17 protein-coding genes are annotated in these 17,870 nt (G+C 65.6%); 9 read left to right on the top strand and 8 right to left on the bottom strand.

What is annotated here, in order from left to right; genetic code table 11:
* Nucleotides 1-36: 36 nt before the first annotated feature.
* Nucleotides 37-654 carry an IMPACT family protein gene (locus J0X27_RS05900; protein WP_207271472.1) on the bottom strand — a complete coding sequence of 206 codons (618 nt, stop codon included), beginning with the start codon at nt 652-654 and terminating at the stop codon, nt 37-39.
* 186 nt (nt 655-840) lie between these two features.
* Between J0X27_RS05900 and J0X27_RS05895 the strand changes: the two genes are divergently transcribed.
* Nucleotides 841-1,254 (top strand): DUF7522 family protein, encoded by a 414-nt coding sequence (locus J0X27_RS05895; RefSeq protein WP_207271471.1) that lies wholly within the window; start codon nt 841-843, stop codon nt 1,252-1,254.
* Between the two features lie 89 nt (nt 1,255-1,343).
* On the opposite strand, the gene trpY is transcribed toward J0X27_RS05895, so the two are convergent.
* Entirely contained in the window at nt 1,344-1,847 is a 504-nt protein-coding gene (trpY, locus tag J0X27_RS05890) for a TrpY family transcription regulator (RefSeq protein WP_097378059.1), read from the bottom strand.
* Nucleotides 1,848-1,996: 149 nt separating this feature from the next.
* On the opposite strand from trpY, the gene J0X27_RS05885 reads away from it, so the two are divergent.
* Entirely contained in the window at nt 1,997-2,836 is an 840-nt protein-coding gene (locus J0X27_RS05885; protein ID WP_207271470.1) for a hypothetical protein, read from the top strand.
* Nucleotides 2,837-2,887: 51 nt separating this feature from the next.
* On the opposite strand, the gene hisB is transcribed toward J0X27_RS05885, so the two are convergent.
* A complete protein-coding gene (hisB, locus tag J0X27_RS05880) occupies nt 2,888-3,475 on the bottom strand; it encodes an imidazoleglycerol-phosphate dehydratase HisB (protein ID WP_207271469.1) in 588 nt (195 codons plus the stop codon).
* A gap of 277 nt (nt 3,476-3,752) precedes the next feature.
* Between hisB and J0X27_RS05875 the strand changes: the two genes are divergently transcribed.
* Together J0X27_RS05875 and J0X27_RS05870 are read left to right on the top strand one after the other, a co-directional pair.
* Complete coding sequence (locus J0X27_RS05875; protein WP_207271468.1) at nt 3,753-4,019, top strand: DUF8028 family protein; 267 nt, start codon at nt 3,753-3,755, stop codon at nt 4,017-4,019.
* Between the two features lie 179 nt (nt 4,020-4,198).
* Nucleotides 4,199-5,269 (top strand): quinone-dependent dihydroorotate dehydrogenase, encoded by a 1,071-nt coding sequence (locus tag J0X27_RS05870; protein WP_207271467.1) that lies wholly within the window; start codon nt 4,199-4,201, stop codon nt 5,267-5,269.
* 72 nt (nt 5,270-5,341) lie between these two features.
* Here the strand turns inward: J0X27_RS05870 and J0X27_RS05865 are convergent, their stop codons facing one another.
* Nucleotides 5,342-6,949 carry a hypothetical protein gene (locus tag J0X27_RS05865; protein WP_224214636.1) on the bottom strand — a complete coding sequence of 536 codons (1,608 nt, stop codon included), beginning with the start codon at nt 6,947-6,949 and terminating at the stop codon, nt 5,342-5,344.
* A gap of 2 nt (nt 6,950-6,951) precedes the next feature.
* Entirely contained in the window at nt 6,952-7,710 is a 759-nt protein-coding gene (locus tag J0X27_RS05860; protein ID WP_207271465.1) for an ABC transporter ATP-binding protein, read from the bottom strand.
* Between the two features lie 259 nt (nt 7,711-7,969).
* Between J0X27_RS05860 and J0X27_RS05855 the strand changes: the two genes are divergently transcribed.
* A complete protein-coding gene (locus tag J0X27_RS05855) occupies nt 7,970-8,572 on the top strand; it encodes a DUF7344 domain-containing protein (protein WP_207271464.1) in 603 nt (200 codons plus the stop codon).
* On the top strand, nt 8,569-9,255 hold the full coding sequence (locus tag J0X27_RS05850) for a signal peptidase I (protein WP_207271463.1): 687 nt from the start codon (nt 8,569-8,571) through the stop codon (nt 9,253-9,255). Before J0X27_RS05855 ends, J0X27_RS05850 begins: the two co-directional genes overlap by 4 nt.
* A gap of 917 nt (nt 9,256-10,172) precedes the next feature.
* Here J0X27_RS05850 and J0X27_RS05845 read toward each other — a convergent pair.
* From J0X27_RS05845 to J0X27_RS05835, 3 genes are all read right to left on the bottom strand, one after another.
* A complete protein-coding gene (locus J0X27_RS05845) occupies nt 10,173-11,357 on the bottom strand; it encodes a SipW-dependent-type signal peptide-containing protein (RefSeq protein ID WP_207271462.1) in 1,185 nt (394 codons plus the stop codon).
* 304 nt (nt 11,358-11,661) lie between these two features.
* On the bottom strand, nt 11,662-13,035 hold the full coding sequence (allB, locus tag J0X27_RS05840) for an allantoinase AllB (protein WP_207271461.1): 1,374 nt from the start codon (nt 13,033-13,035) through the stop codon (nt 11,662-11,664).
* 66 nt (nt 13,036-13,101) lie between these two features.
* Entirely contained in the window at nt 13,102-14,232 is a 1,131-nt protein-coding gene (locus tag J0X27_RS05835; RefSeq protein ID WP_207271460.1) for a serine hydrolase domain-containing protein, read from the bottom strand.
* Nucleotides 14,233-14,337: 105 nt separating this feature from the next.
* Between J0X27_RS05835 and J0X27_RS05830 the strand changes: the two genes are divergently transcribed.
* The 3 genes from J0X27_RS05830 (at nt 14,338) to J0X27_RS05820 (ending at nt 17,760) form a co-directional block, all read left to right on the top strand.
* Complete coding sequence (locus J0X27_RS05830; protein WP_207271459.1) at nt 14,338-16,242, top strand: molybdopterin biosynthesis protein; 1,905 nt, start codon at nt 14,338-14,340, stop codon at nt 16,240-16,242.
* Nucleotides 16,243-16,333: 91 nt separating this feature from the next.
* Nucleotides 16,334-17,329: a cobalamin-binding protein gene (locus J0X27_RS05825; RefSeq protein ID WP_207271458.1), complete on the top strand. Its 996-nt coding sequence runs from the start codon at nt 16,334-16,336 to the stop codon at nt 17,327-17,329.
* Nucleotides 17,326-17,760, top strand: coding sequence for a desampylase (locus J0X27_RS05820; RefSeq protein WP_207271457.1), 435 nt, complete (start codon nt 17,326-17,328; stop codon nt 17,758-17,760). The genes J0X27_RS05825 and J0X27_RS05820 overlap by 4 nt, the downstream gene beginning before the upstream one ends.
* The last annotated feature ends 110 nt before the right edge of the window (nt 17,761-17,870 follow it).

Below are 17,870 nucleotides of genomic sequence, written 5' to 3'. Positions count from 1 at the left end.
GAGCCAGCACCGCAGGTATCCGTCGCGGTCCCTCCGTCACTCGAGGTCGGCTCGCCCGCTCGTCGCGCTCCGAACGCGATCCCGGAACGCCTCGCCCTCCGCGAGCGGGACGCGAACGTCGAAGCTGACCGCGGCCTCGTAGTCGGCCTCGAACTCGTATCCCTCGCTCTCCAGAATCGACCGGACGGTTCCGGAGTCGTCGTACTCGACGGTGATCGCGACCCGTTCGTGGGGTCGCTCCTCGACGATGCCGGCCGCCTTGACTGCCTCTTTCACCGCGCGGGAGTACGCCCGGACGAGCCCGCCGACGCCGAGATTCGTCCCACCGTAGTAGCGGGTTACGACGACCGCGCAGTTCTCGAGGTCCTGCTGTGCGAGGACGTTCAGCGCCGGCTTCCCGGCCGAGCCGGAGGGCTCGCCGTCGTCGCTCGAGTACTCCCGGAGGAAGTAGCCGTCCGTCTCCTCGTCGCCGGTCCGGACTCGATAGGCTGGCACGTTGTGGGTCGCGTCGGCGTACTCCTCGCGGACCGCGTCGACGAAGGCCTCGGCGGCGTCGACCGATTCGACGGGCCGGACGTGGCCGAGGAACTCCGAGCCCTGGACGACGAACTCGGCGGTAGCCGGCTCCGCGACGGTACGGTATGCCCGACTCACGGCCGTTCACACTCCACGTCTCCCCGCAGGTGTCGCAACTCGAGACCGGCCATAGGCGACGATACCGCCGCCGGCGAAAAGAGCCCGTCGGTCCCGCTCTTCGGCCGCTTCGGGAACTGGTTCGGCTCGCGGGTCCGTTTCGCTGGGACCCGTAGGCTATTATTACTGCGTGCGCTTTGTGCACACATGGACGGGGAAACTATCGCGTCGGAACTCGCAGATGAAATACACAGTGTCTGTCGGACGACGGTCGGCGACGAACTCCGTAGTATCACCTACTTCACCGAGGACGAGGTCGAACAGCTGTACCTCCGATCCGACCTCGAGCAGACCGCAGACCTGATCGGCTTCGCCGAACACGAACGGCTGGGCTTTCGCTCGCAATCGGCCTACCGGAACACGCAACTCGGCGAGTATCAGGCGACGATTCGCATGTTCGAAAACGGCTACCTCTCGCGGGTCATTCGCGGCCCACACGGCGTCTGGGTGACGACCGACGACATGTCGATGGAGCGATTCGAGGAACTCACCAGCGCGCTCGCGTCGGTGCTCGACGAGTACGCGGACACCGTCGACGTCGAGGGCGAACGCGACGACTGAGACGGTTTGCTGTCCCGATGTCCCGACGCATCCGCAGGCGGGTCGCGGCGGGGTGGCACTGACCGACGGGAGTCCGTCCGAGCAGTCGGTTACTGAATTTCGATCTTTCGGACGAACTCGAGGTCGCGCAACGCGGTGATCACCTCGCCCGGCAGCTCCTCGTCGGTGATCAGGTAGAGCCGGGGTTCGTCGGTGAACTCGGGATCCTCGCTGATCGTCTGGCGAATCGAGATGCCGTGTTCGGCCAGGGTTCCCGTGACCGTGGCGACGAGTCCCTTCTGCTCGGCGTCGATCACTTCGATCGAGAGGACCGTCAGATCGAGCACGGGTGCCAGGTCCATCAGACTCGGTACCTGCGAGATGTTCTGGAAGATCCGGCGCAGCTCGGGATCGTCGAGGATGACGTCGGTCGTCGAGTCGACGACCCGCCGATCGACACCGATTTCGCGGGCGATTCCCGTGTTCGGAATCTCGATTCCACCGGAAACGACCCGGCCATCGTCGTTGACGGAGAAGCCACGCTCGAGGAGCAGCCGGATGACGGCCTGCTGACTCGGCGATCCCTCGAACTTCTCCATGATCTCGTCGAACATTCGTTGCCGGGTGTACGCACGCGCCGGTATAATGCCCGGTGGTCGGCTCCGTAGCGACGGGTCCGGTGGTGCGGGACCCGCCGACAATCCGTCACCCCGGGTGACCGTCCGACGAATGCCTTTTTACTGTCTCCGTGACAGTCGACAGTATGCGCCAACTCCGGAGCTGTGACTTCTGTGAGGCCGACGCCGTCGGTACGTTCGAGATCGTTCCCCCGGAACTCGAGCCGACCGACGCCGAGCAGCGCCGCGTCGTCTGCTGTTCGAACTGCAAGGACCGACTCGAGACCCTGCTGGAGCCCTTGCTCGCCCGTGCCGGGGCCGACGCTGTCGACGGTGACCGCGACGCGACTGCCGATCGCGACCGGCCGGGCGCGGGGACTCCCGTCGCCACCGACGACGAATCGACGGCGAGCCGATCCCGGACGTCGGCTCCTCACGCGACCGTCTCCGAGCCGACTGAGGCGTCCGACGATCGAGCCGCTTCCCCGGCGAGCGAGGACGAACCGGACCCCGAATCAAAACGCGAGCCCGGATCGCAGTCCGAATCGGTACTCGAGGCGGGGATCACCTTCGAGCGCGACGGGCAGGCGGGCAACAGTGACGAGCACCCGGACGACGATGGCGTCGACGAGGTGACCGACTCGAGCGACCCGTCGGGTCCGGCGGTCGACTCGCCGACAGATACGGTGCCGGACTCGTCGAAATCGGACTCGACGACCGACGCGGAATCCGACTCCGACGCCGACGCGTCCGATTCTCAGACGGCCGTGACCGAGCGGACGGACTCGTCGAGCCGGCCACCGGCGGCGTACAACAAGGTCATCCGGCTCCTCCGAAACCGCGAGTTCCCGATGAAACGCAGCGCCGTCGAAACGTTGGCCGCTGGGGCCTACGACCTCGAGAGTCACGAGGTCGAGGCGATCGTCGATCACGCGATCGAGGACGGTGAGTTCGTCGAAAAGCGAGGGAAACTCCGCCGGACGTAGCCGGTCGCGGGTGTTCGACGGGGGCCGGGCTTCGAAGCAGTGCGTGACCTGCTACAGCGTTCCTTTCGTACTCGGCGTCCCATCTCGGCGCTCGTCGAGTCGCGTCGCATCGTCGAGAGCCCGCGTCAGGGCCTTGAACAGCGCCTCGACCTCGTGGTGGGCGTTCTCGCCCGTGACCTCGAGATGGAGCGTCAGGCCGGCGTTCATCGCCAGCGATTCCCCGAAGTGACGCGCCATGTCGCTCGTGAACCCGCCGATCGATTCCTGGGAGAAGCTCCCGTCGAAATAGAACCGCGGCCGTCCGCTCACGTCGACGACTGCGCCGGCGACGGCCTCGTCCAGCGGGACCCGACGATCCGCGTACCGGACGATCCCAGATCGATCGCCGAGGGCCTCGTCCAGCGCCGTTCCGAGTGCGATCGCGACGTCTTCGACCGTGTGGTGATCGTCGATCTCGAGGTCGCCGTCACAGGTCACCTCGAGATCGAACAAGCCGTGGTTGGCAAACGCCGTCAGCATGTGATCGAAGAACCCGATGCCGGTGTCGACTGTGGCCGTTCCGGTGCCGTCGATCTCGAGCGCGCACTCGATCGACGTCTCGGCCGTTTCGCGCGTGACAGTTGCCGCTCGCTCGCTCATGAGAGAGTGATGCTGCCCCCGGTACAAGGGGGTTCCGCTCGTTGCGGTCTACGCATCGCTGACCGACGCTCGATAGTCGGCTCGAACGCCGATCGACGCTACTTCAGCAAAACACTCTCAGATCGGATTATGAAATGTCTAAAAGGATCTGAGGGAGTATAAAAAGATGGTTTGGAACCGATCTCGAGAGTGAAACGGATCGAAATGACGACAATATTCAACCCGTTATATGATCGTCTGGCTGAATGTGTTATTCGAGAAGAGGTGTCCCGACCCCATGTCAAACCCCTCCACCGTGTCGAACGAATCGATCGCCCCGTCGGACCCTGAGACGGAACTCCTCAGGGAGTACGCCGACCGAATCCGCCGCTCGCTCAAAGGCCCCGCGCAGTTCCTGTCGTTCTGGATCGCCATCGCCTTACCCTTCATCCACCTCCCGCTCCTCTCACAGGGGCTCGGCGATCCGACCGTCACGCTGACGTTCGTCGTCTTGCTCGCCGTCAACGTCCTCGCTCTCTACGCCGGTCACGGCTACAACAACTGAGCCGCTCCGTCGACGGTCGGCTCGGCTTCCCCGCTCGATTCGGTCCCGCACTTGGTTCGCGTCTTCCGAACTGTTCTTCCGTTACGCTGTGCACATGCGGCTAGTCGGTACCGGCTCGCGTCGGTTAGCCCTCGAGCCCTTCGAGACGTTTACCTGTGGCCCGGCCCGACGTGGGAGCAATGACGCTGTACTCGCGGCTCCGCCCCCTCGCGTTCAAACTCCCGGCCGAGACGGCCCACGAACTCGGCAAACGGACGCTCCGGGCGGCCCAGTCGACGTGGCCGACGCGAACGGCGCTCTCGTATGCGTATCGGTACGACGATCCCGTTCTCGAGGTCGACCTGTTCGACACCACGTTTCCGAACCCGGTCGGCGTCGCCGCCGGCTTCGACAAGAACGCCGAAGTGACCCACGCGCTCGCGGCCTTGGGCTTTGGCTTCGTCGAAATCGGGACCGTCACGCCCTACCCGCAGGCGGGCAACGATCGGCCTCGACTCTTCCGTCTGCGCGAGGACGAGGCGATGGTCAACCGGATGGGCTTTAACGGCCAGGGGATGGAACGCGTCAAGTCCCGACTCGAGGCCGACGGCACGCCCGACGTCCCCCTGGGGGTCAACGTCGGCAAGATGAACACCTCGAGCGAGCGGGAGGCCATCGAGGACTACCGGCGCGTCTTCGATCGGCTCTCGCCGTTTGCCGACTACGTCGTGGTGAACGTCTCCTGTCCGAACACGCCCGACGAGTTCGACGAAGGGTCGCCCGAGCATCTGCGGACGATCTTCGAGACGCTCGAGGCCGAAAACGATCGGGACGTGCCGATCCTGGTCAAGATCGGCCCCGACGAGCCCGAGGAATCCGTCTTCGACCTCGTGGACATCGTCCGGGCGTTCGACCTCGACGGCATCGTCGCGACCAACACCTCCACGAGCCGCGAGGGGCTCACGTCGCCCCGACGGAAGGAGTGGGGCGGGCTCAGCGGGAAGCCCCTCGAGGATCGCTCGACGGCTCTCATCCGCTCGCTGGCGGACTATACCGACGGCGACCTGCCGATCGTCGGCGTCGGCGGCGTCGATTCGGCCGAAAGCGCCTACGAAAAGATCCGCGCCGGTGCATCGCTTGTTCAACTCTACACCGGATTCGTCTACGAAGGACCCTCGACCGCCACCCGGATCAATCGCGGGCTCTCGGTCCTGCTCGAGCGCGACGGCTTCTCGTCGGTCGAGGACGCCGTCGGCGCGGACCTCGAGTGAGGGGCCCCGCCGGCGAAACCTGGGTCCACGTGAATTCCGTATCCGGGTAAATCTTGCATCCGCGTAGTACTTTCAATCGAAGTGAAACCCTTCGACGCGACGGATCGCGTAGGCTGCCGAGAGGAGGCCGGCGATCGCTGCGAGCGTACACGACGCGATCGTTCCGACGATGCGGACGACGGCCTGCGACGGGCCGATCGCCGACGCGATCGCGTGGCCGACGATCGAGCTGTGGGCGACGAGCGTCGGCGTCGCGACGAGGAAGACGACCAGCGAGTAGGCGGTAAACGCCAGCATGCTCGGGACGATCGCTTCGGTGCTCCGGGAGACGCTGACTTCCTCGAAGCGGGGGAATATCGCGCCGATTCCGGTGGCGATCGGACCGGCGAAGACGGTGAGTACGAGCGCACTCACGGCAAGCGTGACGACTGCCCCCATCGTGTGGGGGCTCGCTAGCCCGAGTCCGACGACCGCCACGAGAGTCACCGGCCCCACGAGGAGCACACCGGCCACGACGTGTCCGACGACGAGCGCTCGGCCGGGGGCCCTGCTCAGGAGCGTCGCCGGGAGGGCGGCCCCTTCGTTCCCGACGACGTTGAGCGCGAACAGCGCGCCGGCGATCCAGGGACCGAAGCAGACGATCCAGATCGGGAGCCCCCGGCCGATCGTTCCCGTCTGGACGGCGTTCATGACGGGGCTGATCAACAGAAAGAGGGGATAGACCGCGAACGTCAGCGTGATCGGGGCTCGCCGCGCTCGCTTCCAATCCGCCGTCGCGACGCCCAGTACGGGCTGTGGGAGAAGTCCCGACAGTCGGTTCCCCGTGGACGAGGATTCGGGCTCGGCTTCGTGCTCGATGTGAACGCCGTCGGCGTACCAGACTCCGGCCGCGAGGCGGGGCAACGCGACGGCGCTCGCGAGCAGGAACGCGCCACTCGCGAGCAGCGTTCCGGCGCTGCGACCGATCGATGCCCCTGACACCGAGCCCACGAGCGCGAGGTCGCCGTACCAGCCGATCGGCGTCGGCTCGAGGAGCTGATACAGCGGCTCGAGCACGGACGCGAACGACTGCGTGAAAATGACGCCGAAGTAGGCGATCGCGAGCAGCCCGAACAGGACCGACCGGAGTCGCGTCAGCAGTTTCGATCGCACGCCGGCGTTTCTGATGGCGAGCGAGACGAGGAAGCCAGTCGTGAGCGCCGTCGCCAGCGTCGTGCAAACGGTCAGAAAGAGGGGTGGTGCCGACAGCACCGATCCGGTTCCCGCGGCGAACAGGAGTGACCCACCGACGGCGATCAGGATGGCAGGGGCTCCCCAGACGACGCACTCTGCCAGCAGCAGGCCGGCAAGCAGTTCCCGGTGGGAGACGGTCGTCAGATAGCCCTCGAGGCGGTCCGGGCGGAGCGCCGTCGCGTACGCTCGATAGCCGCCGAAGCCGGCGACGAACAGCCACGCGTAGACGACTCCGAGTCGGGTCAGCGACAGCGGCGTTTCGATCTCTCCGGACGCGACTCCCGAACCGAAGAGGTAGGTCCCGATCATCCCGCCGAGCCCCAGCGGGACGAAGAACAGGGCGGAGATCCCGATCGCGATCAACTGGGCCGTGTTTCCGGACAGGACCCGCCAGCGGCGGCTGAGTTCGAGGCGACCGATCGTAACGACGTGTTCTCGCGTGCCCATCGTCACTGCACCGCCGCGCCGTGGTCGGTCGTGACCGCCAGGAAGACGTCCTCGAGCGTCGAGTCCGACTCGCTTTCGACCTGCCGAGTCAGGGCCTCGGGAGCCCCCTCGGCGACGATCCGGCCGTCCGAGAGCACACCGACGGTATCGGCGAGTTCCTCGACGACGGGGAGGATGTGCGTCGAGAGGAAGACGGTGTGACCCTCGGCGGCCATCTCCGCGATGGCGTCCATGACCGTTCGGGCCGCTCGCGGGTCGAGTCCGCTCGTCGGCTCGTCGAGGAAGAGCACGTCGGGTTCGTGCAACAGCGCCTGGACGAGCCCGACCTTCTGGCGCATCCCCTTGGAGTACTCTTCGATCCGTTTCCCGGCATCGCCGGCCAGATCGAAGCGCTCGAGCCACGCGTCGATCCGCTGCTCCGCCGCCGAAGCGGGGATATCGCGAAGCCGTGCGAAGTACTCGAGCTGTTCGTACCCGGTCAGTTCGTCGAATACGGGCGGGTCCTCGGGCAGGTAGCCGATCGCGTCGCGGACCCCGTTGCGGTCGCTCACGGGGGTGCCCACGATCCTCGCATCGCCCGCGGACGGCCGAGTGAGAGTCGTCAGCATCCGCATCGTGGTCGTCTTGCCCGCCCCGTTCGGGCCGAGAAAGCCGTAGACGGTCCCTCGCTCGACGGCGAGGTCGACGCTCTCGACGGCGAGCGTGTCGCCGAATCGTTTCCGTAAATCGGTCGCCTCGATCGCTATTCGATCGATTGACATCTGCGTATCAGCGATAGTAGTTGTTTGTATACTTAACAGTTCTTGACTGAACTGAATTCCGTTCGCCGCCCCGCCCGTCTATAATTGATCTCGAACCGATTACAGTTCCGAACTAATACGTTCTATTCGGCTCATAACTATTCCCCATTGATGCATCGGCCGACTCTATGGGGGGACTCGAGAGAGCAACCGAACGAATACCGAGAGAGGGTCGTCCGCTAACTGCTTCGGGAGGCACGTTCGATGGGGGAATCGACTGATGAGTACGGCAACACTTCGGCGGGTGGCTGCTCGATCGAACGGTCGATCGGCGGATCTGTCACAGGGGGACGCGTTCGAACTGTTGAGTTGCCGTCGCCGCCGATACGTCATCCATTATCTCAAACAACGACGTCGAACCGAACCCGTCGCAGTGCGCGACCTCGTCGAGCGAATCGCAGCCTGGGAAAACGACGTTGGGCTCGACGAGGTCACGCGCAGCCAGCGAATGCGTGTGTATACCGCGCTCCGGCAGTCTCATCTCCCGAAGCTGAACGACAGCGGCGTCGTCAGGTACGATAGTGATCGGGGAACCGTCGAACTCACCGAGGTCGCCTCGTCGCTCGAGGTGTATCTCGACGTCGTTCCCCACGACGACATTCCCTGGAGCAAGTACTACGTCGGCCTCGGCGTGCTCTGTACCGGTCTACTTCTCGGAATCGAGATCGGCGTCGCACCGTTCGGGGCGATCGACCCGCTTCTCGGCGCTGGACTGATCACCGCGTTGTTTACCCTTTCGGCGACGGCCCACGTCCATCACGACGAGCGGATGCGCCTCGGAACTGACGGGCCGCCGCCGAAGCGAGAGCGTGATGGCCGATGACGCCACGCCTAACATCGGTCGTCTACACCGCGATCGGCATCGCTCTCCTCGCATTGATCGCCCTCGTCGCCGTCGTCACCGTTCCGGGGGTCGTCGGCGGCGACGACGCGTATATCGTCACCTCGAACAGTATGCAACCGACGATCAAGTCGGGGGACGTCGTCATCACGAAGGCCGTCTCTCCCGAGGAGATCCAGACCGGTGATGTCGTTACCTTTCAGGCGGACGGCAACTCGGATCGAGGCTACGTTACTCACCGCGTCGTCGAGGTCCGCGAGGAAAACGGCGAGCGCTACGTGAAAACGAAAGGCGACGCGAACGCGAATCCCGACGAAGGTTACGTTCCCGCGACCGCTGCGCAGGGCGTCCAACACGCACACATTCCGTACGTGGGCTATCTGCTCGTGTTCGCTCGCTCGAGTCTCGGACTGTTCGCGCTCGTCATCGTCCCGGGGCTCGCGCTCGTCGCATCGGGAGTGTGGCAGTTACTGCGGGAGTTCGGCTACGCCCCGGATCGCGGTCGCGTACTCGACGGAGTACTGGGAACGAAGAGGGCCGGGACGGGTACCGAAGCCCCATCCGAAAGCGAGTCCGACCACCGGGACGACGACTTCGGGAGCAGAACCGATGCGGTAGTCCCCGAAATCCCGGACGACGAGATCGAAACGAGTGACCAACGATGACTGGACACGCCGCTGCTCGGATCACAGTCGTACTGATAGCCCTCGGAGTTGTGATCGCTGGTGGATCGGTGGCCCCGTCAGCGGCGCTGCTCTCCGACGAGAGTACGTTCGATGACAATCGTCTCGGTACCGCTTCCGACTGGGATCAACCGACCGACGGGAACGCATCGGACGCCAGTTCGACGAACGAAGCGCCGATTGACACCGATAATTCGACGAACGAAACGCGGACGGATACCGGTACTTCGTCCGCGACGAACACGTCGGCTGATAGCCCACCAACGGACTCCACGCCGGACACTGGGAACGCGTCTGGACCGGCTGGGACGATCAATGGTTCGACGGGCGAAAACGAAACGGAGACCACCCGCTCGAGTGGAGAGACAGCCGCCTCTCCCGAGCCGAGCACCGATGACGGGAACGGAACGGACGGCGAAACCGAGCCCTCGACGGGCACTACCGGGACCGCGGACGCGACGGCCGGTACCGGCAACGAATCCCCTCGTGTTCGGGCCGACGAGACGAACGCCCCTGGTGGGGCTCGAGCGGAGACGAGCAGCGGTTGACCGTTGATCGGCATCGAACCATCGCGGTTGTCGGCTCGGCTGTGCCCGGACTGACGGACAACATCCCCGTCTGAATCGACTTTTCGAATCAACCCACGAAGTGCGTTCGATGGCGTCGCAAGCGGTAATCCTCGACACGGAAGCCTCGTCCCCGACCGACGGGATCGACGAGCGACGGCCCGTGACAACCGTTCGGTCACGGAATCGGTTATCCGGTGTGGATCGGACCTGTTCACCCTCGTGACGGGAGCGACTTGCGCTCCGCTATGGCAAAACTCGGTTGTAGAGGAGCAAACGGGAACGCCGTCACCCGGCGGACGGTTGAGTATCCCGCACGGGATACTCAGTCGGCTACAGGTCGGCCCACGGACTCTCGGGGTCGTCGTTGTGGCGACACTGTTCGGTGTAGAACTGCAGGTCGAACCCGACCGACTCGCCCTGTACTTCGTTGCCGACCGTTTCCGGCAGACACCATTCGAACCCGAGGTACTGCGTCGTGGAGTTGGGGACGCACACCGGGTCGTCGTCCTTCTCGGGACAGTAGGAGAACGTCAGGTTACTGATCGCGGCCTGTTTTCCACCCGAGTTCTCTGGAGCGATTACGTCGGTACCAGTGGTCGCACAATCGTATTCGCGCGATTTTGTATCGCCACCGCCGCCGACGCTAATTTCACAAATTCCTGTGTTGCTCTCCCAGCTGAAGCCGTACGTTTCGCCGTCGGCGTTCCGTTTGACGTCCGTGAGCGTGATTTCGATACCGGTATCCGGGAACGTGATTACGTCTTTCTTCTGCAGTTCTTCGGGATCGTTTCGCTCGGGAGACGTATATTCGTCGAGATTGTCACCATCCAATTTCGGTTCGAGGACGACACACTCGTCTGCCTCCGTCGGAACCGACTTTTCGAACGGATCTCCGTCCAGCAGCACGCCATCGTCCAGCTCGTCCAAGATGTCTTCGAGGGACCCCTCGACGATGACGGGATCCTCTTCGTCGAGTTCGTTGTCTCCGTCGAGATCGTACCACAACGTCGCGTCGATTTTCCGTGCGAGGATCGACGTCGAGACGTCCATCGTCCGGAGCCAGAGCCAGCCGGGATTATCACAGAGATGGTAGCTGAACGTGATCTCCCCACAGTCACCGGGCTTGATATCGTCGAGAGCGATCAGCGAGTCCTGTTCCGTCCCGAAATGATAGTCCTCGTCGAGATCGCTACAGTAATCGATTTCGTCGTCGCCGATATTTCGGCCGAGGTCGCTGTATCTGTATACCGTGCCATCGACTTCGATCGATTGCTCGCCGTCCTCGTCGTGATCCGGGTGTGCGTTGACGAACTCCCACTCTTCGCTCGGGCCGTAGTATCGCTGTTGCCAGTCGAGTTTCAGATCGAGCTCGCCCGCAGTGAGTTCGTTGCCCTCGAGGGTCTCCCCATCACTGAAGAACGCACTCGTCCCTGCACCCGCGAGTGCACCCCCGATACCGACCGTACCGAGTCCGGCCAATACGTTTCGTCTCGAGATCGAATTCTCGTCTGTCATCGTATGCTACCCCCCATCCGGGGGACTCCCATCGGCGGAGTCGAACCGCCGTGCTCCGAGTGGGACGTAAGAGCTACGTCCCGACCATCGGTGGTATATATACACTGCCATGACAGGCGCTATAGCGACCCTCTCACGCGGAAGTAGCCGAATAATATAGACCGAGTTCAAGGCTAGAAAACGGCAGCGCTAGACTGTCTCTCCGATAGTTTCGGACATCTCTATCGGAAATGGAACGCTGTCGACCGGATCGAGTCGTTCCAAGAGAGAAATCACCTGCTAAAACGACGGGTCACAGCGGTAGCTATCGGTTGTCGATGTCGACGCGCGTTCCGTACTCCGACTCGCCGACGACGTCGCCGTCCTCGGCGACGACCGCTCCACGGACGACGGTTGCGACCGCTTTCCCCGTGAACGATTCGCCCTCGAAGGGCGTCACGCAGTTCTTCGAGTGTAGCGCCGTCCGATCCTCGAGCGTCCACTCCCGATCCGGGTCGACGACGGTGAAGTCGGCGTCGGTCCCGATCTGGAGCGACCCTTTCTGCGGGTACATCCCCCAGACCTGGGCCGGGCGCGTCGAGTGGCGACGGACCCACTCCTCGAGCGTGAGTCGGCCCCGATCGACGAAGGTGAGCATGGCCGGCACCTCGGTCTCGAGGCCGACGAAGCCCGAAATCGCGTCCCAAGTGTTCCCGAAGGGGTCGTCGACCAGTTTCTCTGCTGGCGTGTGCGGTGCGTGATCGGTGGCGATGCAGTCGATCACGCCGTCGTCGATGCCCACGTCCCAGAGTCGCTGGTGTTCGTCGGCGTCCCGGATCGGCGGCTGGACGCGGGCGACGTTGCCCTTCTGGCGCACGACGTCCTCGGTGAACCAGAGGTAGTGGGGCGTCGTCTCGGCGGTGACGTCGACGCCGCGGTCCTTGCCGCGGGCGACGGCCTCGGCGGCCGACCCCGACGAGACGTGGAACATGTGGATCTTCGCGCCGGTCTCCTCGGCGAAGGTGAGCATCCGCTCGACGGCCTCCCGCTCGGCGATCACGGGTCGGGAGTGGGAGTGGTCGATGGGTTCGTTTCGTCCCTCGGCCTTGAACCGCTCCGTGTAGTAGTCGATAATCTCGCCGTTCTCCTCGTGGAAGCCCAGCCGCTTGCCCGTCTCGCGGATCCGCTCCATCGCCTCGAGGATCTCGCCGTCGCCTGGCGGGGGTACGTCGCCGACCGTCGAGCCCAGGAAGATCTTGTAGCCCAGCGCGCCGGCCTCGTCGATTTCCGGGATCAGATCGAGGTTTTCGGAGGTGATGACCGCGTAGCTCTGGAAGTCGACGTGGGCCGAGGACTCGCCACGCTCGAATTTCAACTCGAGGTGTTCGGGCCGGTCGATGACCGGGTCCGTATTCGGCATTCCGACGACGGTCGTCACGCCGCCGGCGGCCGCCGCTCGCGTGGCCGACTCCCAGTCTTCCTTGTACTCGAGGCCGGGCTCGCGGTTGTGGATGTGACAGTCGACGATGCCGGGGACGAGGACGTTCCCCTCGCCGTCGAGGACGCGATCCGCGTCGGGGAGCCGATCGCTCCGACCGACCGCGACGATGGTGCCGTCATCGACGGCGACGCCCGAATCGGGGGAGCGACCCGCGGGCGTGACGACGGTACAGTTGCGCACGACGAGATCGACGCTCATTGGCGAGGAGTTGCCGAGGGCGGCGCATATAGCTTCCCCAAACGGCTCGTCTCCCGCCGGTCGAATCTACCGGAGCGCCTGCCGAACCGCGTCAGCCAGCGCGTTCACGCGCGCGACGTGTTCGTAGGACCCCTCCCGAACACCGTTCGTCACGTAGGCGAAGGCGACGTTCTCCTCGGGGTCGGCCCAGCCGACGCTGCTTCCCAGCCCGGCGTGGCCGAAGACGTGCTCGGGAGAGAGGGAGCCATACGGCGCGGCTGTGGTGCCGCCTTTCCAGAAGCCGAGCGCGAACCGCGCTTCCCGGCCGATCGTTCCGTCCGCGTCCGTCTCCGCTTCGACGCGTGTCATCTCTTCGACGGTCTCGGGCTCGAGGAGCTGGGTTCCCTCGAGTTCGCCGCCGTTGGCGAGGCAGGCATAGAAGCGAGCCATGTCGCCCGCGGTGCCGATCCCGTTGGCGGCGGGGATCACGGCCCGGTGGACCGCTTCCGCGTTGAACGGGGCCGCGACCTCGGCGTTGTCCCCGAGTCCCTCGCCGGGATCACGACAGCGGTCGAACGCGTCGAAGCCGACCAGTGTCGCCACGTCATCGTCGTCCTCGTCTTCCCGGAGGCCGATCCCGGTGTCGTCGAGTCCGAGCGGGTCGAAGACGCGCTCGGCCGCGGCCTCCTCGATCGGCGTGCCCGTTACCCGACGGACGAGTTCGCCGACGAGCCAGCCGAACGTGAGCGCGTGGTAGGCCGGCACCTCGCCCGGCGGGTAGTTCGGGTCCATCTCCTCGAGTTTCTCGACGGCGGCGTCCCAGTCGCCCCAGAGGTCCGGTCGGTCGTCGATCTCGCCCTGATTGAGTCCTGCAGTGTGGCTGAGCACCTGTCGAACGGTGATCTCGGCCTTTTGGGACCCCTCGTCGGCGAACTCGGGCCAGTGTTCGACCACCCGATCGTCGTACCCGAGTTTTCCCTCCTCGACGAGGGAGTGTACGGTCACCGCGGCGTAGGGTTTCGTACTCGAGAAGAGAACGTGGCGCGTCTCGCGGGTTTCGTCCCGGCCGTCCGGTCCTTCGACGCCGCCCGCGAGGCCGATCACCGGCTCGCCGTCGACGTAGACGGCCAGCTGTGCCCCGTGGTGGAGTCCCACTTCGAGGTGTCGATCGAAGAGATCGGCGATGCGCTCGCGGTCCGTGTCGGAAATCCGTGACATGGATCGGTACACTTCGGGCTGGTGCTTAATCGTTGTCGTACGAGAACACATCACAGCGACGCCCCGGCGACCGACGTTTTTACCCTCGGCACCCCAAGGACCGCTATGAACCGCAAGGAGTTCCGCGATCTCGCCTCGCCCGAGGAAGCACGCGAGGCGATCGACTCGCTTTCGCTCGAGGGCGGCGTCGAGCGCGTTTCCCTCGAGGAGGCCCGTGGCCGGGTGCTCGTCGCTCGCCTCGACGCCGAACTCGACGTACCGGGGTTCGACCGGGCGACTATGGACGGCTACGCCCTTCGGGCTCGGGACACGTTCGGCGCGGACGAGGCCGATCCCGCTCGACTCGAACTGGTCGGCGCGGTCCACGCTGGCGCGGAGCCGGCTGTCACGCTCGAGTCGGGCGAGGCGGCGGAGATTTCGACCGGTGCGGTGATGCCCGACGGTGCCGACGCGATGGTGCCGGTCGAGCGAACTGATACGGACGGCGACGAGGTTCTGATCCGTACCTCGGTCGCCCCCGGCGACAACGTCATGTTCGCGGGTGCGGACGTCGCGGCGGGCGAGCGCGCGCTCGGTCCCGGAACGACGATCACGCCCCGCGATATCGGCCTGCTGTCGGCGCTGGGGATCGACGAGGTCCCGGTTCGGGCGAACCCTCGGGTCGGCATCGTCTCGACGGGCGACGAACTCGTGCGGCCGGGCGAGGAGGTACACAGCGATCGCGGGGAGATTTACGACGTCAACAGCTACACCATCGCCGCGGGCGTCGAAGACGCGGGTGGAGAGCCCGTGCTCTACCCTCACGCCGGCGACGACCAGGACGAAATGGAGCGGATCCTCCGGGAGGCCGCCGGGGAGTGTGACCTCGTACTCTCCTCGGGATCGACCAGCGCGAGCGCGGTCGACGTCATCTATCGGGTCATCGAGGAACAGGGGGAGTTGCTGCTCCACGGCGTGAGCGTCAAGCCCGGGAAGCCGATGTTGATCGGTCGGTTGGACGACTCGGCCTACGTGGGGCTCCCCGGCTATCCCGTCTCCGCGATGATGGTCTTCCGGGCGTTCGTCGCGCCGGCAGTTCGGAGGGCGGCCGGACTGTCCGAACCTGCGGCCGCAACCGTCTCGGGACGGCTGGCCCGCCAGGAACGCTACGAGGGGGGCCGCCATCGACTCATGCCCGTCGGCCTCGTCGGGAGCGGGCCGTCGGAGACGGCCCGAAACGGAGGCGGAGAATCCGCCGAAGAGAGCGGCGACGGTGAGACGCTCGTCTACCCCGTCGACAAGGGCAGCGGTGCGACGACCAGCCTCGCCCACGCCGACGGCGTCGTCGAAGTCGGCCCCGAAACCGACTACCTCGAAGCAGGCGAGCCCGTCACGGCGACGCTGTTCTCGCCCGACGTCCGACCGCCGACGCTGTTCGGGGTCGGCGAGGACGACCCGACGGTCTCGCGCCTGCTCGACGGCCTCGAGAACCCGCGGTACCTCTCGGTCGGGACGCGGCCCGGGCTGCGTCGACTTCGAGACGGCGTTCCTGACGTGGCGGTGGCTTCGGGACCACTCGAGAGAGACGTCGAAGCGGACGAAATCGGTCGCTGGGACCGCGAGTGGGGCCTGGTCGTCCGGGCGGGCAACCCCGACGAGATCGAGGGGCTCGCGGACCTGGTCGATCGCGACCTGCGTTTCGTCAATCGGACGGCCGACTCCGGGTTGCGCTCGAGTCTCTCCGGTGCGGTCGCCGCGTTCGCGGACGAACGGGGAACGACTCGTCACGAAATCGTCGACGCGATCGACGGCTTCGATCTCGGACTGCGTGCCCACGAGAGCCCCGCTCGGAAGGTCATCGCGGGCGACGCCGACGCGGGCCTCGGCCTCCGGGAGACCGCCGACCGGCTCGATCTGGGATTCGTCCCACTCGGAGAGCAGCCCGTGCGAGTCCTCGCGAATCCCGATCGGACCGAGAAGGAGGGGGTTCGAGAACTCGAGCGAGCACTCGAGGAGGTATCGCCACGATAGCAAACGTCCCGTTTTCGTCCCCGTCTCGGTCGCTGGGTCTCGCCGATCCTCGAGGACGCCGTTTTTACTCTCACGCTCCCTACCACCAGCCATGCGAATCGTCACGACGCTCCCCTCGGCCACTGAGACCGTCGCCGCGCTAGGCCTCGAGCCGGTCGGCGTCTCCCACGAGTGTGATTACCCGCCCAGCGCCGCGTCCGCGCCCGCAGTCACCAGTTCGCGGATCGACGCCTCGGGCTCGAGCGGCGAGATCGACCACCAGGTGCTCGAAACGTCCGACACCGAGGACGGCGTCTACGACGTCGATGTCGAGACCCTCGCGGAACTCGACCCGGACGTGATCGTCACCCAGGGAATGTGCGACGTCTGTGCGGTCGACGTGGCGATCATCGAGGACGCCGCGGATCGAATCGAAGCAGACCCGGAAATCGTGCCGACCGATCCACACAGCGTCGACGACGTGCTCGCGGACCTCGAGCGGATCGGCCGCGCGGTCGGTCGCGAGGAGCGCGCTCGGAAGGTTCGACGCGACCTCGAGTCGCGACTCGATGCGGTTCGGGAGCGAACGACCGATATCGCGGCCGAGAACCGGCCACGCGTCGCGATCTTCGACTGGACCGATCCCGTCATGATCGCGGGTCACTGGACCGCCGACCTCGTCGACTGGGCCGGCGGCGAGTACGGGCTGGCCGAGGCCGGCGAGCGCTCGAGGCCCCGCGAGTGGGACGCCATCCGTGCGTACGACCCCGAGGTCGTGGTCGTCGCGCCCTGTGGCTTCGACCTCGAGCAGACCGCGCGGAACCGGACGGACCTCACCGAGCGCGACGGCTGGGACGAGCTGACCGCAGTGCAGGAGGGTCGCGTCTGGGCGATGGACGGCGATCACTACCTCAACCGGCCCGGCCCGCGGCTCGTGGAGACGCTCGAGGCGCTCGCGCCGATCGTCCAGCCCGATCGGTTCGACGGGCCGGACCCGGCTATCGCGGTTCCGTTCGACGACCTCGAGACGCTCGGTTCGGAGACCGACCGCGACGACGATGCTCGAGTCGAGGCCGCGTCTCGAGCCGAGGTCGACTCGAGCCCGTGATCGTCTTGCCGACCCCCGTCCGGGAGGCGATCCTCGAGCGTGCTCGTGAGGGGGACCCCGAGGAGATCTGTGGCGTTCTGGGCGGCGAGTACGAGCCCGATGGCCGGAGCCGCGTCCGGTCGCAGTACCCGGCCACGAACGTCGCCGAAACGCCCCGAACCCGGTACGAAATCGATCCCGAGGAACAGCTCGCGATCTTCGATCGAATCGAGGACCGCGGCCGGGAGATCGTCGGCTTCTATCACTCCCATCCCCGGGGCCCGCCCCGTCCGAGCGCGACCGACGCTGCGCGGGCGACTTGGCCCGATCGCTCGTATCTGATCGTCTCGCTCGAGCCACTCGCAGTGGGGTCGTGGCGGTGGCGGACGGCCGCCGACGGGGTGGACGCTCCCGGCGATCGGTTCGAAAGGGAGGACCTCGTCGTCGAGTGAGAGCCGATGGTCACGGCGAACGAGGGGCTCGCACGGAGATTCTTGTCGTCCGAGACCGGACGGTACAGGAAAAGACATGACGGGCCTGCCCCCGCTGGCCCGCCACGTCG

Source organism: Natrinema longum, from assembly GCF_017352095.1.
Lineage (GTDB): Archaea > Halobacteriota > Halobacteria > Halobacteriales > Natrialbaceae > Natrinema > Natrinema longum.
This window is presented reverse-complemented; position numbering and strand designations above follow the sequence as displayed.

Bases quoted from the DNA above. Each gene is read 5' to 3' on its own strand.
- J0X27_RS05895 (WP_207271471.1), top strand. From the start codon at position 841: ATGGACGGGGAAACTATCGCGTCGGAACTCGCAGATGAAATACACAGT.
- trpY (WP_097378059.1), bottom strand. From the start codon at position 1,847: ATGTTCGACGAGATCATGGAGAAGTTCGAGGGATCGCCGAGTCAGCAG.
- J0X27_RS05885 (WP_207271470.1), top strand. From the start codon at position 1,997: ATGCGCCAACTCCGGAGCTGTGACTTCTGTGAGGCCGACGCCGTCGGT.
- hisB (WP_207271469.1), bottom strand. From the start codon at position 3,475: ATGAGCGAGCGAGCGGCAACTGTCACGCGCGAAACGGCCGAGACGTCG.
- J0X27_RS05875 (WP_207271468.1), top strand. From the start codon at position 3,753: ATGTCAAACCCCTCCACCGTGTCGAACGAATCGATCGCCCCGTCGGAC.
- J0X27_RS05870 (WP_207271467.1), top strand. From the start codon at position 4,199: ATGACGCTGTACTCGCGGCTCCGCCCCCTCGCGTTCAAACTCCCGGCC.
- J0X27_RS05865 (WP_224214636.1), bottom strand. From the start codon at position 6,949: ATGGGCACGCGAGAACACGTCGTTACGATCGGTCGCCTCGAACTCAGC.
- J0X27_RS05860 (WP_207271465.1), bottom strand. From the start codon at position 7,710: ATGTCAATCGATCGAATAGCGATCGAGGCGACCGATTTACGGAAACGA.
- J0X27_RS05855 (WP_207271464.1), top strand. From the start codon at position 7,970: ATGAGTACGGCAACACTTCGGCGGGTGGCTGCTCGATCGAACGGTCGA.
- J0X27_RS05850 (WP_207271463.1), top strand. From the start codon at position 8,569: ATGACGCCACGCCTAACATCGGTCGTCTACACCGCGATCGGCATCGCT.
- J0X27_RS05845 (WP_207271462.1), bottom strand. From the start codon at position 11,357: ATGACAGACGAGAATTCGATCTCGAGACGAAACGTATTGGCCGGACTC.
- allB (WP_207271461.1), bottom strand. From the start codon at position 13,035: ATGAGCGTCGATCTCGTCGTGCGCAACTGTACCGTCGTCACGCCCGCG.
- J0X27_RS05835 (WP_207271460.1), bottom strand. From the start codon at position 14,232: ATGTCACGGATTTCCGACACGGACCGCGAGCGCATCGCCGATCTCTTC.
- J0X27_RS05830 (WP_207271459.1), top strand. From the start codon at position 14,338: ATGAACCGCAAGGAGTTCCGCGATCTCGCCTCGCCCGAGGAAGCACGC.
- J0X27_RS05825 (WP_207271458.1), top strand. From the start codon at position 16,334: ATGCGAATCGTCACGACGCTCCCCTCGGCCACTGAGACCGTCGCCGCG.